This window comes from Trichocoleus sp. FACHB-46, assembly GCF_014695385.1.
GTDB lineage: Bacteria > Cyanobacteriota > Cyanobacteriia > FACHB-46 > FACHB-46 > Trichocoleus.
On record NZ_JACJOD010000013.1, the window covers coordinates 419,917 to 436,725 of the forward strand.

At 49.2% G+C, this 16,809-nt stretch carries 17 protein-coding genes; 6 read left to right on the forward strand and 11 right to left on the reverse strand.

Translation table 11 applies throughout. The features are described from left to right. Nucleotides 1-32: 32 nt before the first annotated feature. From H6F72_RS09560 to yidD, 4 genes are all read right to left on the reverse strand, one after another. Nucleotides 33-983: an RsmB/NOP family class I SAM-dependent RNA methyltransferase gene (locus tag H6F72_RS09560; protein ID WP_190434006.1), complete on the reverse strand. Its 951-nt coding sequence runs from the start codon at nucleotides 981-983 to the stop codon at nucleotides 33-35. A gap of 90 nt (nucleotides 984-1,073) precedes the next feature. Continuing rightward, entirely contained in the window at nucleotides 1,074-2,132 is a 1,059-nt protein-coding gene (gene mnmH, locus H6F72_RS09565; protein ID WP_190434008.1) for a tRNA 2-selenouridine(34) synthase MnmH, read from the reverse strand. Nucleotides 2,133-2,157: 25 nt separating this feature from the next. Next, entirely contained in the window at nucleotides 2,158-4,461 is a 2,304-nt protein-coding gene (gene selD, locus H6F72_RS09570) for a selenide, water dikinase SelD (protein WP_242016847.1), read from the reverse strand. Continuing rightward, nucleotides 4,442-4,702, reverse strand: a complete 261-nt coding sequence (gene yidD / locus H6F72_RS09575) for a membrane protein insertion efficiency factor YidD (RefSeq protein WP_242016848.1) — start codon at nucleotides 4,700-4,702, stop codon at nucleotides 4,442-4,444. Before yidD ends, selD begins: the two co-directional genes overlap by 20 nt. A 152-nt stretch (nucleotides 4,703-4,854) precedes the next feature. On the opposite strand from yidD, the gene rpsD reads away from it, so the two are divergent. Then, the gene (rpsD, locus tag H6F72_RS09580; RefSeq protein ID WP_190434012.1) at nucleotides 4,855-5,463 is read left to right on the forward strand and encodes a 30S ribosomal protein S4; all 609 of its coding nucleotides are present in this window, start codon (nucleotides 4,855-4,857) and stop codon (nucleotides 5,461-5,463) included. Nucleotides 5,464-5,587: 124 nt separating this feature from the next. Here the strand turns inward: rpsD and moaA are convergent, their stop codons facing one another. From moaA to H6F72_RS09595, 3 genes are all read right to left on the reverse strand, one after another. Continuing rightward, nucleotides 5,588-6,577: a GTP 3',8-cyclase MoaA gene (gene moaA, locus H6F72_RS09585; protein ID WP_190434014.1), complete on the reverse strand. Its 990-nt coding sequence runs from the start codon at nucleotides 6,575-6,577 to the stop codon at nucleotides 5,588-5,590. A gap of 60 nt (nucleotides 6,578-6,637) precedes the next feature. Then, complete coding sequence (locus H6F72_RS09590; protein WP_190434016.1) at nucleotides 6,638-8,173, reverse strand: MFS transporter; 1,536 nt, start codon at nucleotides 8,171-8,173, stop codon at nucleotides 6,638-6,640. Between the two features lie 213 nt (nucleotides 8,174-8,386). Further along, nucleotides 8,387-8,935 carry an STAS domain-containing protein gene (locus tag H6F72_RS09595; protein WP_190434018.1) on the reverse strand — a complete coding sequence of 183 codons (549 nt, stop codon included), beginning with the start codon at nucleotides 8,933-8,935 and terminating at the stop codon, nucleotides 8,387-8,389. A 192-nt stretch (nucleotides 8,936-9,127) separates the two neighbouring features. Between H6F72_RS09595 and cbiD the strand changes: the two genes are divergently transcribed. Further along, nucleotides 9,128-10,255 (forward strand): cobalt-precorrin-5B (C(1))-methyltransferase CbiD, encoded by a 1,128-nt coding sequence (cbiD, locus tag H6F72_RS09600; protein WP_190434021.1) that lies wholly within the window; start codon nucleotides 9,128-9,130, stop codon nucleotides 10,253-10,255. A 186-nt stretch (nucleotides 10,256-10,441) separates the two neighbouring features. Further along, on the forward strand, nucleotides 10,442-12,001 hold the full coding sequence (guaA, locus tag H6F72_RS09605; RefSeq protein WP_206755427.1) for a glutamine-hydrolyzing GMP synthase: 1,560 nt from the start codon (nucleotides 10,442-10,444) through the stop codon (nucleotides 11,999-12,001). Between the two features lie 338 nt (nucleotides 12,002-12,339). Here guaA and H6F72_RS09610 read toward each other — a convergent pair whose 3' ends face one another. Next, nucleotides 12,340-13,245, reverse strand: coding sequence for a cation diffusion facilitator family transporter (locus H6F72_RS09610; protein WP_190434025.1), 906 nt, complete (start codon nucleotides 13,243-13,245; stop codon nucleotides 12,340-12,342). A 133-nt stretch (nucleotides 13,246-13,378) separates the two neighbouring features. On the opposite strand from H6F72_RS09610, the gene H6F72_RS09615 reads away from it, so the two are divergent. After that, nucleotides 13,379-13,729, forward strand: coding sequence for a hypothetical protein (locus H6F72_RS09615; RefSeq protein ID WP_190434027.1), 351 nt, complete (start codon nucleotides 13,379-13,381; stop codon nucleotides 13,727-13,729). Nucleotides 13,730-13,786: 57 nt separating this feature from the next. Continuing rightward, entirely contained in the window at nucleotides 13,787-14,185 is a 399-nt protein-coding gene (locus tag H6F72_RS09620; RefSeq protein WP_190434029.1) for a hypothetical protein, read from the forward strand. A 109-nt stretch (nucleotides 14,186-14,294) separates the two neighbouring features. On the opposite strand, the gene H6F72_RS09625 is transcribed toward H6F72_RS09620, so the two are convergent. Further along, nucleotides 14,295-14,516 (reverse strand): DUF4327 family protein, encoded by a 222-nt coding sequence (locus H6F72_RS09625; RefSeq protein ID WP_190434031.1) that lies wholly within the window; start codon nucleotides 14,514-14,516, stop codon nucleotides 14,295-14,297. 433 nt (nucleotides 14,517-14,949) lie between these two features. Continuing rightward, nucleotides 14,950-16,065, reverse strand: a complete 1,116-nt coding sequence (gene pdxA, locus H6F72_RS09630; protein ID WP_190434033.1) for a 4-hydroxythreonine-4-phosphate dehydrogenase PdxA — start codon at nucleotides 16,063-16,065, stop codon at nucleotides 14,950-14,952. A 93-nt stretch (nucleotides 16,066-16,158) separates the two neighbouring features. Between pdxA and H6F72_RS09635 the strand changes: the two genes are divergently transcribed. Further along, a complete protein-coding gene (locus H6F72_RS09635) occupies nucleotides 16,159-16,263 on the forward strand; it encodes a PetM family cytochrome b6-f complex subunit 7 (RefSeq protein ID WP_190434035.1) in 105 nt (34 codons plus the stop codon). 58 nt (nucleotides 16,264-16,321) lie between these two features. On the opposite strand, the gene H6F72_RS09640 is transcribed toward H6F72_RS09635, so the two are convergent. Then, nucleotides 16,322-16,741, reverse strand: coding sequence for a helix-turn-helix transcriptional regulator (locus tag H6F72_RS09640; protein WP_190434037.1), 420 nt, complete (start codon nucleotides 16,739-16,741; stop codon nucleotides 16,322-16,324). Between the last annotated feature and the right edge of the window lie 68 nt (nucleotides 16,742-16,809).

Here is a 16,809-nt window from a genome sequence, read left to right on the forward strand (position 1 = left end):
GGGCAGTCCTTTGGGATTGCCTCAGCGAGTGGCTAAAGATAAATAAAGTCAGGGCGCTCTAAAAATTCGGTAGGAAGCTCACTCCTTGTGCCCTCTTCCATGTTCTTGAACAGAATTGTAAAGGCTCCTGCCCCTAAACCTGAATGGGGCCACATGCGATAGCAGGGAATGTCTGTTAAGTGGGACTGTGCCGCAACCAAATGGGGGACGACCAAAGCTTGAAACTGAGGAAATTTAGCTAAAAACCACTCACTCACCTGCTCATTTTCCTCGGGTGAATAAGCACAAGTCATATAAGCTAAATAGCCTTGAGGCGCGACCAACTTTGCTGAGTTTGCCAGAATTCGTTTTTGTCGATTGGCATTTTTATTAATCAAAATTGGATGGAAGCAACCTGGGGCTTTACTGCCTTTTGCCAATAAAGACTGACCTGTACAAGGAGCATCTACCAAGACTAGTTGAGCAGTATTAGGAATTAGCTCAGCCAGCACTTGCGAATCTAAACTAAGGGCGATCGCAGGGCTAATATGGCAGCGTTTTAGATTAGAAATCAAAGCTCCCTTGCGCTTCCCAATCACCTCATTACTAATCAGCAACCGAGGTTGTAGTGTGGTCCAAGCAAAGACACTCTTACCTCCCGGTGAGGCACACATATCCAAAATCAGATCAACAGGTTGCTCGATGGTCAATAAAGTGGAAGCAGCAAAAATTGAAGAAAAATCTAGGCAATAGAAGTTCCCGGCATCGTGGAGAGGATGCTTGCCTGGCTTTTCATCTAAGACCAGTCGTTCAATAAAATTTGGTTGCCAAAGCGTCGGTGGCGCTAATTTAAATGGTGATATCTCAGGCTGTGCTTGACACCACAAAATAGCTGGATTGAAGGGCTGAGGATTTACCAAAGCATTGATAAATTTCTCTTGATAAACTTCATCTTTGAATAAGCGCTGGCTAAATTTAACCAACAGATTAGAAGGCTTTTCCATAACACCCTATATAGCCAAATCACTATAGCTAAATCAATAAGAGGAAGCGCAACTTTAGAGGTAGATTGTGAATGGTAACGTCTGAGGTCATTAAGTGGCAGTAGTAGCGATAGGCGTTGTTTGAGAAGTGATCAACCAATCCTGAGTTTTTTCCATTAACAGCGTGGCGCTAGTGGCTGGGGAAGCATCGGCAATGTCTATCGAATGAATCGGGACACCTCGCCGTTGCAAATCATGGGTATAGGTTTTGTCGTAATAGTCCAAAACTAAATCAATTGCAGTAGTCAAGTCACCTTGATGAATCGCTTCGACGGCTTGTTGAGTCCGCAAGCCACCTAGCTTTTTTCGTAAACGTTCCGTGGCTTCTATGAGTTGTTCTGGTTTGACCGAACCATAGACCTGGCGCAAAATCTCAATTCGTTTAGGGCGCGATCGCAGAATTTGCAACACAGGGGCCTGGAGCATTTGCTGAAAGATTTCGTCTGGAATCCGACACAGCCCAATCCGCCGACTTTCCGCCTCAATCCACACAGGCCGTTGGTGATTAAATTGGCTCCAAACCAAAGCAATGTGATTCTCAAATTGCTCGGTCGTGGGTTGAGCGGGTAACCCCAAACTGCCGTAGCTACTGCCTCGATGGTTCGCTAAGTCTTCTAAGTCCAGAACTTGCTCTCCCTGTTCTGCCAGGGCCGCTAAGATTTCTGTTTTGCCAGTGCCTGTCATCCCTCCCAAAATTGCCAAAGTTTTTGGAGTAGCCAAGGTGGAGCGCACCCAATGACGAAAGTTTTTGTAGCCACCGCGCAGCAGAGTGACCTGAAAACCTGCCGTTTCCAGGAGCCAAGTCATGCTGTTGCTCCGCATCCCGCCTCGCCAGCAGTGCAATCGCACCCGACGATCAGGGGCTAGGGCTTTGGCTTGAGTCACAAAACCAGCGAGTTTGGGACCGACGATCGCCAGACCTAATTCAATCGCTGTTTCTTGTCCCTGCCGTTTGTAGCACGTACCCACCTCGGCCCGTTCGTCATTACTAAACAATGGGAAACTCTGCGCACCCGGAATGTGCCCCTGAAAAAATTCTCCTGGGCTGCGAACATCCAGAATCAGGCCAGGGCAATGCAAAAACTCAGCAACATCAACGACTTGGCGCATGAATCAAACCAAACAGCAAGCAACCCTACAGTTCGATCGTAATCGGCTCAGGGGATGAAGTGGAGGGGAGAACGCCGCCGATCGCCCGACTTTGCCAATAACCCAATAACTGAAGAGCGCTAATACAATCACTGGCTCGCTCTGCGGGAACAGCAGCAAGCAGACCACCAGAAGTTTGGGGATCAAAGAGTAAAGCGGATTCTGGGCGATCGCTAACTTTAGACCAATTTTGCACCTTCAAGGCAGCCCGTAAGTTTTGGGGTTGCAGAGAACTGACAATACCTTGTTCTACAACCGTTCTGGCCCCTGCCAACAGCGGAATCGCTTCCAGCTTCACTTCCACCGCGACTTGAGAAGCTTGGGTCATCTCAGCCAAGTGTCCTAACAGCCCAAACCCCGTAATATCTGTGCAAGCGCTGGCTTGATGTTGCATCAAGCATTCAGCCGCCGCTTGATTCGACTGCAACATTGACTCTACCGCCGCATCAATCCAACGACCTTTGGCTCGGCGCTGCATATCTGCCGCAAACAAGGCTCCCGTTCCTAACGCTTTGGTCAAAATCAGAACTTGTCCGGGCTGCGTTCCCGTTTTTCTCAAAAGGCGATCGCGCTCAGCTAAACCATTGCAAGACAAGCCAAACGCCAATTCTGCTCCTTCTGTCGTGTGTCCCCCAATCAGCGCTGCGCCTGCCTGATGCAAAGCTTTGAGTGCTCCAGACAGCAACTGGTAGAGCGTTTCCTCGACCTTGGCTTCGAGGGCATAGGGAACCGTCGCGAGCGCCAAAGCACTTTGCGGCACAGCCCCCATCGCAAAAATATCGCTGAGGCAATGATTGGCGCTAATTTGACCAAACACAAACGGGTCGTTGATTAAAGAGCGAAAGTAATCGATGGTTTGTACCAAAACTCGATCAGCAGGTATCTGCAAGACGGCTGCATCATCTGGGGCATCTAACCCAATGAGAATATCGGCGCGATCGCTAGGCTGGGGATATTCTTGCTGAATGCGCTGGAGGACTCGCTCTAAAACGCTGCTACCAACCTTGGCTCCACAGCCACCACACCGCATGAGATTTTGAATTTTACTATTAGATTCTGGCTGTAACTGTGCAGTAAGAGTTGAGGCGGGCTGCTGCATCATCTCTGGCAGTTGACTGAAGCGCTCCATAAACCGCCGATCGATCGCGTCTTTGAGTTGCCACAACCAAGGAGCCTCGTACCCCAACGATCCCCACGAGGCGATCGCTGCATTGTGTTGATTGGAGTCAGAGTCTTCACTGGTGCCGATTAAGCTGAGATAACGCTTCTGGGGAATATAGGGCTTGAGCGGCTGGCCTGATAAGGTTCGGCGCAAATTCTCAAACAAGGGCTTGCCTTGACGCACTGCAAACACCCCAGCTTTAGGTCGGGGATGATTTTTCACTGTGGCGATGTCACCGGCGGCAAACACGAAGGGATGAGAGAGCGATCGCAGATTTTCATCCACTCCAATAAAGCCTTGAGCATCGGTAGCTAAGCCAGATGCTTTTACCCAGTTTGGTGCCGCAGCCTGCGTGACCCAAAAAGTATAGTCACAAGCAACCGTCAAACCCGATTCACACCTAACTTGATGTGCCTGGACTTCAGTGACTGTTTCTCCAAGGTGGAGATGAATGCCGCGCTGAGCCAGGATTTTGTAGAAGCGATCGCTCACCCAACGGCTATACCCTGGCATCAAAACGGTTCCGCGCTGAAATAAATGCAGGGATAGATTTTCTGGGGGTTGTTGCGATCGCCTCAGAACTTTGTGCAGATGTCGCTGGACTGCAAGCGACAGTTCCACGCCACCCGCGCCACCTCCGATAATTCCGATGCAGATTGGTTTCTCAGGATTTTCTACCACCTGCTCAATCAGCTGATCCCAATGGTCTAGAAAGCGACGAATTGGCTTGACTGGAATACTCGACTCCAGAGCCCTAGCAATGTCTGGAATCGTCGGGGTACTACCAATATCAATAGAAACGACATCGAAAGCCACAGGCGGGCGATGGGCACAAATCACTCGCTTGTTTGGTAAGTCCAAGCCCACCACGCGATCGAGATACAGTTGCGCTTGAGCAAATTGAGCGAGGGGTCGCAGGTCGATATGGCATTCATCGTGGCTATAAAAGCCCGCAATATGTCCAGGCAGCATCCCGGAATAGGGAGTGTCTGAGGCTTCTGTCAGAAGCGTAATCCGCACCCCAGAAAGAGGTTGCATACCCAACATGCGTAAGGCGATCGCATGGCTATGACCTCCACCCACTAGCACCAAATCTTTGACGATCGGCTCAGAGACTGGGTTCATCATCAGCATCAGTAGCAGGCGTTACGGGAGGGACTGGATCATAGCCACCCGGATGGAAAGGGTGACAGCGAGCAATTCGGCGCAGTGCTAATCCACCACCTCGCCAAGGGCCAAACCGCTCTACCGCTTCCAATGCATACTGAGAGCAAGTCGGGTGAAAGCGGCAAGCAGGCAGCAACAGTGGCGAAACTAAAATCTGATAACCCCGAATTGACCCAATGATTAAGCGCTTCATAACTTCCATTTTAAGCCGCTTGCTTTGTCTGTATTTCTCCCTGACCGTCCCGAACGACGGCATAACAGGTAGCTTCAGACTAATTTGACATAGCCTCTTTCTTGTTCTTAAAACAGGGTCTATACTGGGATCTTTGGGTAAATTTTAGTTGAGGAAGCTACATGTCGCGATATAGAGGCGCTCGCCTCAGAGTTGTGCGTCGTTTGGGTGACCTACCTGGCTTGACTCGGAAGTCTCCCAGAAAGGCATATCCACCTGGACAGCACGGTCAAGAACGCAAGAAGAAATCTGAATACGGTGTCCGTCTAGAAGAGAAGCAAAAGCTGCGCTTCAACTACGGTATCACCGAGAGACAGCTACTCCGCTATGTGCGGAAAGCTCGTCGGGCTGCGGGTTCTACCGGACAAACCCTGTTGCAGTTGCTAGAAATGCGCTTGGACAATACCGTTTTCCGTCTCGGTATGGCTCCTACGATTCCTGCTGCACGTCAGTTGGTCAACCACGGTCACATTACTGTGAATGGTCGTCCCGTAGATATCGCTAGCTATCAGTGCCGTCCCGGCGAAGTCATTGGTGTTAGAGACCGCGATCGCTCTCGTCAGTTGATTGAACAAAATCTACAGTATCCTGGCCTCGCTCACCTGCCTAGCCACTTAGAGTTCGACAAAGGCAAACTCACTGGCAAGGTAAATGGTGTGATTGAGCGGGAATGGATCGCACTCCAAGTCAACGAACTGCTTGTGGTTGAGTACTACTCTCGCCAAGCTTAATCGTTCAGAACTCTTTTCAGCATTCTTGTGTTACCGCGGCATTGAAATATTTGATCAGTAGCTCCCGAACCGTCATTTGGGAGCTTTTGATTTTTTTAAGCCTTAGTTTTTGGATTATTTTGGATTAGCCGCCAATTTGAGACATCGTGCGACTATAAGCACCCGACTGAGTTCCAGAGTCGCGTTGCTTGAAGTTAATTTCGGGCTTGAGTTGCAGAAGTTTTCTGACTTGAGCACGTAACTGAGTGGTAGATACCCCAGAGCGCAAAGCAGTTTTTAAGTCAATTTGCTCATCTTCGTTCAGCAGACAGGGGCGTAGCCAACCATCGGCAGAGAGCCGCATGCGATTGCAGCGATCGCAAAAACACTCGGACATTTGACTAATAAAGCCTAGGGTTCCTTGGGCTCCAGGAATACGAAAGACATCAGCGGGGCCGTTTCCTCGCACTTCCCCTTCCGTCAGACCCCAGCGATCGCGAATCTGCTGTCTTAATTCCTCTGAAGCAATCCAACCGCGATCGCCAAACAACGAAGCATTGCCAATCGGCATAAATTCAATAAACCGGATGTGCCACTCGCGATCGAGGCTCAGAGCCGCCAAGTCTAAAACTTCTTGGTCATTTACGCCCGGGATCACCACGACATTCAGCTTCAGCGGGTTAAACCCAACTCGATGAGCCGCTTGAATACCGTCCCAAACTTGCTGCCAACGCGATCGCCCCCGATGACCAATAATCTTGTCGAAGGTTTCTGGCTCTAGAGAATCCAAACTAATATTGATTCGTCGCAAACCCGCATCGTAAAGCTCCTGCGCTAGGTCTGCCAACAAAAAACCATTGGTGGTCATGGATAGATCTTGAGTTTCTGGCAAAGCCGCGATCGCCCTAACAATATCCACCACCCCTGGACGAATCAAGGGTTCGCCTCCAGTCAAGCGAAACCGAGTAAACCCAACTGGAACAAACACTTCGTTGATTAAAGTGAGCAACTCAGCATGAGTTAGCAAGTTTTGCTGAAGTGCGTACTCTAAGTCTGTCCCCTCCGGCATGCAGTATAGGCACCGGAAATTGCAGCGATCGATCAAGCTGATGCGAAGGTAATCTACCTGATTCATCTACAACTGGTATCCCCAGACAACCTATTCTATTGAGTCAGGAATAGGTAATGGATGTCTTTATTGTGCCTGATCTGGGAAGGTGGTGGCTTCTACTGCTACAGCTTGTGGTTTGAGGAGTAGGGGCGATCGCTTCGGTATTCTCAAGGCGTTACTCAAACTCTGTGCGAGAGCTTGCACCGCCTGGCGAACTGAACGTGGACGTTGCTCCCGGACAAATAGCAAGGGCAAAATTGCCGCTAAGCGAATGACGCTAGAGAGGGCAAACAGCCCCAAGATGCCACCAGAGTTGGTGAACTCGATCAGAAATCCTCCTGCGGTCGTTCCTAAAGCTCCGCTGACTCCTGCTACAGCCCCGGCGATCGCGAAATAGGTAGCCTGATGCTGGACGGGTGCAACTCCTAGCTGAATGTTATTGATGCACAGATCGATCGCGGCCCAAGTACCTCCCGCCAGAATATGCAGTAGCGGAAACCAAACGAGTAGGGATGTTAAATCAGTCCCTGTCCCCAGCCACAGCAAGGGAGTAACCGCAACTAAAATGCCCACTAATACAAGGATCGGTCGATTCCCAATGCGATCGGCTAATCTGCCCCACAGCACCAGCATGAGTAAATTAGCTCCCGCTCCCAGGCTCGTATAAGTAGTCACCCAATTGACATCTAAGGACAGGGTATCCAACAGATAAATGTTAAAAAAAGGAGCGCTTAAGTTGACTGAGAAACCCCACAAGGCAAAGTAGAGCAAGAACATCAAGAAGTTTCTGTCTTGCCAAAAGCTTTTACTCTTAGAAGGCTCAGCTGCTGCAACTGCATCCAAATCAGCAGATTCCTGGGCCAATGAGTCAGCATGTTCTTGTTGCTGCGCTTGAGGATTGACATCCACCATCCAGTACTGAAACCCAATGCTCACCAAGCCAACAATCACGCCCAAGAATAGCAACACCCCATACCCTTGGATGCTACCTCCTGGCCAAGCCGTCACCGCCAGCCCCACCAAAGGGACACTAAGCAGGTTAGTCAAGCTAATGGCACTATTGCGAATACCAAAATAGCGTCCCCGTAGTTGTCGAGGTACTAGCGCTGCCACCCAACTGAACCAAGAGGCTCCCCCCAAAGCTCCTAAGAAATGAGTCAGCACAACGATCGCCAAAGCCCATTGCACTAAAAGATGGGGAGGAGTTGGCTGAAGACTGGCGACTCCAATGCCAAGGACCAGAATCAACCAGAGCAATCTAGCCGGAGCATAAATCCACAAACCGTAGCGGTGGCGGCTGGTAGTGCGGTTGGCTAAGTAAGCTCCCAAAGGTTGCAGCAGATTGGCTAGCAGTGGAATTGAGGCCAACATCCCTAGCTCTACAGGACTGGCATCCAGCTCCACCAAGAAGTTGCTGAGTAAAACCCCACCTGCCACATTCGAGAAGATGGTCGCAAAAACACCATCTAGGGTAGAGGCTCTGAGGCTAGTCCGAATTGCTTGCTTAGAAGGTTTGCGAGAGATCGTTATAGATTCCGGATCGGCAACCGGATCTAAAATCCCAGATACAGGAACCGCTGCCACCTCAACAGTTGTCAAATCCACTGCTTGTCTCAGCATGCTGAAGCTAGAAATCTTGATTTGTTAAATATTTTTACTAAGTTTGTAAGCGCAATACCATCAGCCTGTGGTTAAGGCTGCTCAATTCTTTTGACAGTATTTTGGGCGATCGCCCCTAAACACCATCCAGGCGAAAGATATCTTGCTCAAAGTATTGGAATAATTCCTAAACCTCTCAGCCGCTTGCCCAAAGGTTTTAGGCTGTACGCGGTCCTAAGCAGTCTGCTGCGTTCGCATTTCTAGGTCAGTACTGCCAGCTACATAACTCATGCGTCGTGGAACAGGGATGTTTACCGGGATTTTAGCCGCCGCTTGAGCCGCTACTGCTTGAGCTGCCACTGATTGCTTCCGAGCCCAACTGTTGGTACGCAAAAACAGCTCAAATTCCTGCTTGCACAAGTCGCTCCAAGTTCCTAAAGTCGCGGCACGCTGACGACCCCACTCCGTTTCCAAGGCCACCCGCGTCACCCGGCTCATGGACCAGATAGATAGAGATTTGTTCAAGCTCGTCGCCAGCTTAATTCCTGCTAACAGGACGCTCACTCCTGCTGGCTCTACTGCCTCTACATGCAACAAATCTACAATCACTGCACTCGCTGCCCCTGCCAGTGCCTGCTCTAGCTCCTGTTGAAATCCTGGACTACTAGCCGTGTTTAAACAACCCTGCGGTTGCAGCACAACAGTAGGAGTCGTAGCCTCCTCTTCTACGCCGATCGCATCGGAGTTAAGAGTATTCGTAGTCGAGTTTATGACGGTTTTCATTGGGGTCTCCAGGAAACGTCACAAGAGAGGCGGCATTGAGGCTGGACGTTGAAACCCCAACTGCCAGAGGACAGACTCCTCCATATCCAATCTGAACCTAAAATTCTTATAAAGAAACTGTGATCAATCACTTACTTTTCGTGATTTTTGTCACAAAAGTATATTCACGGAGTTGGCCCGAGGATTTTTTACTTGACCGAATTACGAGCTGGATACACGCTGCCTGTCTTTGCTGCCGCTGCCGCGATCGCTGCCTTACGATGGCTCCGCCAAGGCCCCCAAAGCATCTCTTCCGTTGACCTAGATTTAGTCGAGCCTGCTGAAACGGTGACAATTCCCATTGCCCAGGTGGCTGGACTCACGTCCAACTCGGCTCTAGCGATCGCCCACAGCGACCCTGGCGATAACTTAGACCTGACTCGCGATACCCCTATTTGGGCTTTAGTCGAGTGGGGCGCTGTAGACCAGCCAGAGGTAGTAGTGATTCAAGGTGGGGAAGGTGTGGGACGACAGATTAAGGCTGAAAACCAAGAGAATCAGGCAGCGATCTATGCCTATGCTCAGCGGCTTTTGCACACTAACTTGGAGCGGCAGTTAACTCTAGGCGAAAAAATTCGAGTCACCATTATTCTGCCAGGGGGACGAGCTTTAGCAGAGCGTACTTCTAACGCAGCCTTTGGAGTCGTAGAAGGATTATCTCTCCTTGGCACTACAGGTATTTCTCAGCCTTTGAGTGCCCCTGGACAACTCAAAGCATTTAGCGAAGCGCTACACACCAAGCAATCTTATTTCGATGGCTTGGTCTTCTGCGTGGGAGAGAACGGGCTAGACTTAGCCACTCAGATAGGTATCAACCCGAATCGTTTGGTTAAAACTGCGAACTGGCTCGGTCCTATGTTGGTCGAAGCAGGCTTAGCAGGAGTACAAGCGGTTCTGTTATTTGGCTATCACGGCAAATTAATTAAGTTGGCTGGCGGCATCTTTCACACTCATCACCATGTCGCTGACGGGCGCTTGGAAATCTTGACTGCTCACTGTGCGAACCTAGGACTACCGAGCGAAACCCTACCCACCGTCTTTGCCAGTTCTACAGCTGAAGCTGCTTTAAACTACTTGCGATCGCTCGACACCAGCTCTGGCACTAATTGGGTGCCACAAGTTTATGGGGCGATCGCCCAACAAATTGATCAGCGCTGCCAAGCCTACATCTACACCCATAGCGAGCGCACTGTTCAAGTTGGCTCAATTTTGTTCGATCGCGATCGCCACATTTTAGTGCGAAGCGAAATCGCGCAGAAATTATTGTCCCAAGTCTGTTAATCTAGCTTAAATGCGCGTACACTTGATTTAAAAGTAAAGAAATTTTTAGGATTCGTTTTTGGCATTGCTTTTGTGCTTTAGGCACGCCATAGCAAGGGTTTATCTCTACATCTACCCCAACTGCATCAGGATACGTCCGTGACTCTACAGACTGAACCAGTGATTCAAGCTGAAGATTTAAAACAGCTGGATCGACAAATTATTGTCATTTTAGACTTCGGCTCTCAGTACTCAGAGCTGATTGCTCGTCGGATTCGCGAAACTCAGGTTTACTCTGAGGTCATCTCTTATCGCACCACGGCGGAACAGCTACGGCAGCTCAACCCCAAAGGCATTATTCTCTCTGGCGGTCCCAGCTCGGTCTATGACCAGGGCGCTCCTCAGTGTGATCCAGAGATTTGGCAGTTGGGCATTCCAGTTCTGGGAGTCTGCTATGGCATGCAGTTGATGGTGCAACAGCTCGGTGGCGAAGTGGAGCGGGCCGATCGCGGGGAATATGGCAAAGCAGCTCTCGTGATTGATGATCCCACTGACTTGCTCACCAATGTGGACGATGGCACCACGATGTGGATGAGTCATGGCGACTCGGTGACGAAGTTACCAGATGGCTTTGAATTGCTGGCGCACACAGATAATACTTCCTGTGCGGCGATCGCTCACCACGAGAGGAAGTTGTATGGCGTGCAATTCCACCCAGAGGTGGTGCATTCCCTCGGCGGCATGCCGTTGATTCGCAACTTTGTTTATCACATCTGCCAAGCAGAACCGACTTGGACCACCGCTGCTTTCGTCGAACAATCGATTCGAGAAATTCGGGCCAAGGTTGGTGATAAGCGAGTGTTGCTGGCTCTCTCTGGTGGCGTTGACTCTTCGACGTTAGCTTTCTTGATGCACCGAGCCATCGGCGATCAGCTCACTTGTATGTTTATCGATCAAGGTTTCATGCGCAAGTATGAGCCAGAACGATTGGTGAAGCTGTTTGAGGAGCAATTCCACATCAATGTTGCCTACGTCAATGCCCGCGAGCGCTTCTTAGCCGCAGTGGATGGAATTACCGATCCTGAAGAAAAGCGCAAGCGGATTGGTCATGAGTTCATCCGCGTATTTGAAGAAGAATCCAGACGGCTAGGGCCTTTCGACTACTTAGCTCAGGGTACTCTCTACCCGGATGTGATTGAGTCTGCGGATACTAATGTTGATCCAAAGACAGGCGAACGGGTAGCAGTCAAAATCAAGAGTCATCACAACGTCGGTGGCTTACCTAAAGACTTGTGCTTCAAGCTGGTTGAACCCCTCCGCAAATTGTTTAAGGACGAAGTGCGGAAGTTGGGCCGCTCCGTTGGTTTACCTGAAGAAATTGTGCAACGGCATCCCTTTCCTGGGCCTGGTCTCGCCATCCGCATCCTAGGAGAAATCACCGAAGAGCGCTTAGAAATTCTCCGTGACGCAGATTTAATTGTGCGTCAAGAAATTAATCGGCGCGGCATTTACCACGATTTCTGGCAAGCCTTTGCTGTATTGCTGCCAGTTCGCAGTGTCGGTGTCATGGGTGACCAAAGAACCTACGCCTACCCCATTGTCCTGCGATTGGTTTCCAGCGAAGATGGCATGACCGCAGACTGGTCTCGCGTTCCCTACGATCTGCTAGAAACCATTTCCAATCGGATTGTGAACGAGGTACCTGGTGTCAATCGGGTAGTTTATGACATTACCTCTAAGCCCCCCGGCACAATCGAGTGGGAATAGGTGCGCTCTAGCTTCTACTGGTTCATTTATTGCGATGCCGAGATGACCCGAGATAGCTAAGTCTTCTTATCAGCTAGGTTCTACTTCGCCGATCCATCTCGCTAATCACTGCTAATAAATAGGGTGCTGCTATTAAAGAAATAAATAGCGGCACCATAACTCTTATAAATTTTTTGTGGAAAACAGGGCTAAATCTGTGGAAAAACCCCTTGATCTGTGGAAAACTATAGTCTTTATTAACTGTTTATTAAAAATTAATTAAAAGCTTCCATGGGAAATCTAACTCTTGCCTTTCCTCATGAGATGCAGATTTTTGTTTTTAAGCACTAAGTCGGTAACTAAGACAAATCATTTTCGTAACTAATTTGGTTAGACATGTAGGCAGGAGGCTCCACGTGAATATTAATTCGCGCTGGACCATATCGTTCTTCGAGTCGTGCTTCTAGGGCTTCGGTAATTTGGTGGGCGGTTTCAACATCCGCAGCATCCACAATCAAATGCATTTCGATGAAGACTTGCCGACCTAAGACTCCTCTTGAAGCAATACTGTGACAGTTGATCACGCCAGGAACTTGAGCTGCGATCGCGTGAATGGCTTCTGGAGCGATCGCCATTTCATCCACTAGCCAAGGCAAGTTAGACCGCAACACTGACCAACCACTACTAAATACTAGAACCGCTACTGGAAACGACAACACCAAGTCTAGCCATTGCAGATTCCAAGCCCAAATCCCGACCAAACCAGCCAGTACACTAATCGTTACCCAAACATCGCTCATGGTGTGTTGGGCATCAGCAATCAGAATGGGGCTGTTGACTCGTTGCCCGACTGCCCGCTCATAAAAAGTGACAAAAATATTGATCCCTAATACCGCCAGCAAGAGCCACAACTCGGAGGCTGAGATTGTGACGGGTTGACTACCTTGGAGTAATCGTTCGGCCGTTCCTTGTAAAATCTCGAAGCAAGCGATCCCCAAAAAAGCTGCAATTCCTAAAGCACCCACAGCTTCAAATTTCTGATGACCATAGGGATGATCGCGATCGGGTTCGGGAGAGGAAAAACGACTAGCTACTAATCCCAAAACATTGTTGACGCTGTCTGTGACGCTATGCAAAGCATCAGCCAGCAAGCTCAGCGAACCTGTGGACCATCCCACCACTGCCTTTAAGAGCATCACAAATAGATTGAGCACCAAGGTAATGAGCAATACCTTGCGAACTTGTGAACGGTTGTCAACGACCATGATCGAACTCTCCTGAACCCGGATCAGAGTTCTCTGGCCTTCAGTCTAAATGAGATATCTGTTCAGATCACTAGTATTGTGCAGACCGTTTCCCCGGTACGATAAACACTCAGACTCTCAAAATAGACCGATTATGGCTGCGACTCTACTCACTCTCAATTTGGGCGAAGGCTCTGTTGCTTTTAGTTTTACGGCTCAGGCGGCCCAAGAGCTAAAAGCTACTTTAACAGGACTGTTAGAAAGCTTGAAAACTGTTGCAGCAACTACTACTCCAGGTGGCAGACCTAATCCACAGAAATCAGTCGAGTATCGTTACACCGGGGATGTGTTTTTAGAAATCTTTTGTAATCCCAACATTTGGCCTACTCCCTTTGCCGCCAAAGTACTAGTCACGTTACGCGACGATCGCATTCGGTTAACGACTGAAACAGAACTAACGCGTTTAGTCGAAGACGTAAATCAGTACCTAGAGCAGGTTGCCTAATCGTGACTTACAGTAAAATCGAGGCAACCAATCACCATTAGCACTTAATTCCTACCAATGGATTCTAATAACCTGACATACTTACTGCAAAAAGGATTACGGGTCACCCTCGGGGCAACTGCTTCCTTGATTGAAGTGCTGCAAGATCCCCAAAAGCGGGAGCAAAACTTGACGCAGCTAAGAACTGACCTCAGTCAGTTGGCAGAGGAATGGGATGCTAAGGGCGCTATGACCGAGCAAGAAGCCCGCAACTTTGTTGATACGATTTTAGAGCAGCGCCAGCGTCAACAAGCTCAGCCGCCTTACGATGCTACGACTCAAGCTCAGACAAACACTGCTACAGCTACCCCGGCTGCCCCTCCAGATGTGCAGCTTGAGTTGCAAGAATTAACTGCCCAAATTGCCGCAATTCGAACTGAATTGGAGAAACTTAGGAGTCAAAACCCAACCGAATAGTAGGGTTGTAGCGATCGCCTTTTCAAATTAACTGGCTCATCTCACAGGAGAAATATAGCGAGTGAGGCGTCTTCGGATCAGACGTCTAGACTTGATATTTAGGGATTATTTAGTCGTTTTCCCAACTTTCGCAGCTAATCAGATCTCCAATGCGGTCTCTGAGCAAGAAATTGCTGCGCTCTAGTTCGCATTCCACCAAGGCCCATTCACGGGCTGGAATGTATTTGCACAGGGCATAAATCGGCTGCTGACGACTTACAACGCCTTGCTGCACCAGGTGCAACGCTTCATCTTGAATCAAGTTAATAGAGTATTGAATGGACTGAATCATATTTACCCTTTTGAGCGCAACTGGAAAACTACAAAGGATCCAAACAAAATAACGTAGTTAGAAAATTTGTAGCTCAGATAACTTTGTAATCAGCTATACTGAATGTTTTTTATTTTCACGCTAGTTTTTACTCGATTATATTAATAAACATTGCAAAAGTCATTAAAGGTTGATGTTTTCTGCATGTTTATTTTCGCAATTACACTGTCTTGAGACAGATTTAGTTTGATTGGAGCGAGTTTGCAGCTTCAGATTTATGAGTCTTATGGGTCTAGGATGACCTCAAGTTCCAAAAACTTAGCGCCAACTTAACATATCTACATCGCACTCAATCTGTCTTAACAAATGGCAGGGCGATCGCTGCACTGGATCGGGCTAGCACTGCCATCATTGTCTGGGCTTCATTAGCAATACCCACATCAGGTGCGTTTATTTAGGTTGATGGAAAAGACTTCATTCTGCGCCTCGCTAATTCCGCTGCCAATTGCACCGCAGCTTTCATACTGTTGGCGTTGGCAACTCCTCGACCCGCAATATCAAAAGCAGTACCGTGATCGGGAGACGTGCGGACAAAAGGCAAACCAATAGATGTGTTAATAGCTCGGTCAAAAGCTAGCAACTTGACAGGAATTAAGCCTTGGTCGTGATACAGCGCTAAGTAAGCATCATGAGCCGAGGAATCTGCACCAGCGGCACCATACCAAGCTTGTCCAGGCTTCACCCAAAGCGTATCCGGAGGGACTGGACCTTCGAGTTGTAACTGCGGCCACTGACGACGGGCTTGCGCCAACCACGGAATCAGCCACTCCTGCTCTTCTCGACCTAACTGGCCTTGCTCACCGCTATGAGGATTGAGACCGGCGATCGCAATTCGAGGGGTACTGAGACCAAAATCCTGTTGTAAGCAGGCTGCTAATAGCTCTAACTTAGCCGTCATCAACTCTGGCGTTAGAACATCAGGCACTTGACGCAGCGGAATGTGAGTAGTTGCAAGCAGCGTTCGCAACGTCCAATTACTATGAGGCGATCGAGCTACGAACAACATACCGAAGCGTTGAGTTCCAGAGCGCTCTGCCAGCAATTCTGTCTGCCCAGGATACTCATGCCCTGCTGCTTTCCAGGCTGACTTGGCAATGGGAGCCGTGACGATACCATCAAACTCTCCTGCCAAAGTACGGGCGATCGCCGTTTCTAAATAAGCAAAACTTGCAGCTCCACTAGCAGCATTGCCAGTCCCTACCGTAATTTGGGACTCAGTTGCTTCATCCAGAGGCAAATCTAAGATCAAAAGTTGATCTGGATCTGCCAGGGCTTCAGCTTCGCGATCGCCCAAACTCTGTTGCCGCTTCAATTGCAGATAAGCTTGGCGTAGTAATCTTTGGCTGCCTACCACCGTGATCTCGCAGGTTGAGGTCAGGCTAGGTTCAGCCAACGCTTTCAAAACAACTTCGGGACCAATTCCCGCCGGATCACCTAACGTTACAGCCAACCGAGGACGCTGTGGCAACGCCGTTGTAGGCAAAGCAATTGGAGTAGATTGAATCCTCATAGAACCTGGGAGCTTACCGATACTCAGAGCAAGGATTAGGGGTCAAACTGTTCTAAAATACTGACTGCGGGTTTAACAAGGAGCATTAAAGCGATGAATGGTGAAATTCTCAATGCAGCTGTTTTGTCCTTTACCTTGATCTTGGTCGGGTTGGGCATGGGTTTCCTACTGCTCAAAATCCAAGGCGGCGAAGAGTAAGTCTGGCCCTCTAAGATAGCTCACTGCTCTTTACAAGACGGTGATAGTGGAGCTTAATTTAGTCTTCCGGTTCATCCAAATGATCAGCCACCTCTCGATATAAGTTCAGCACGTGGCTATCTTTGAGGCAATAAAAAACATTGCGACCTTGCTTCCGATAACCCACCAAGCGCATAGTCCGCAAAGCCCGCAACTGGTGCGATACCGCTGACTCACTCATTTTGACAGCAGCAGCAAGATCGCACACACATAACTCTTGGACTGCCAAAGCCGATACAATTCGCAGGCGGTTAGCATCTCCTAATAACCCAAAAAATTCTGCCATGCGTTGGGCTTTATCCACGCTTAGAATATCTCGATGTAGTTGCCGCACATGGCTCAGATTCACCGGGTGCTGGTCTTTGCAATTGAGATCGTCTGCCACTGGTGCTGTAGTAGTTGGGGCGGAGCAAACAGACAGAGACTCAAGATTAGACATAGCGGGTTAAAAACTCAGTCGTGGATTGATTGTAGAGCTCGAAGAATAGCCCTTTGCAACGCTAAGGC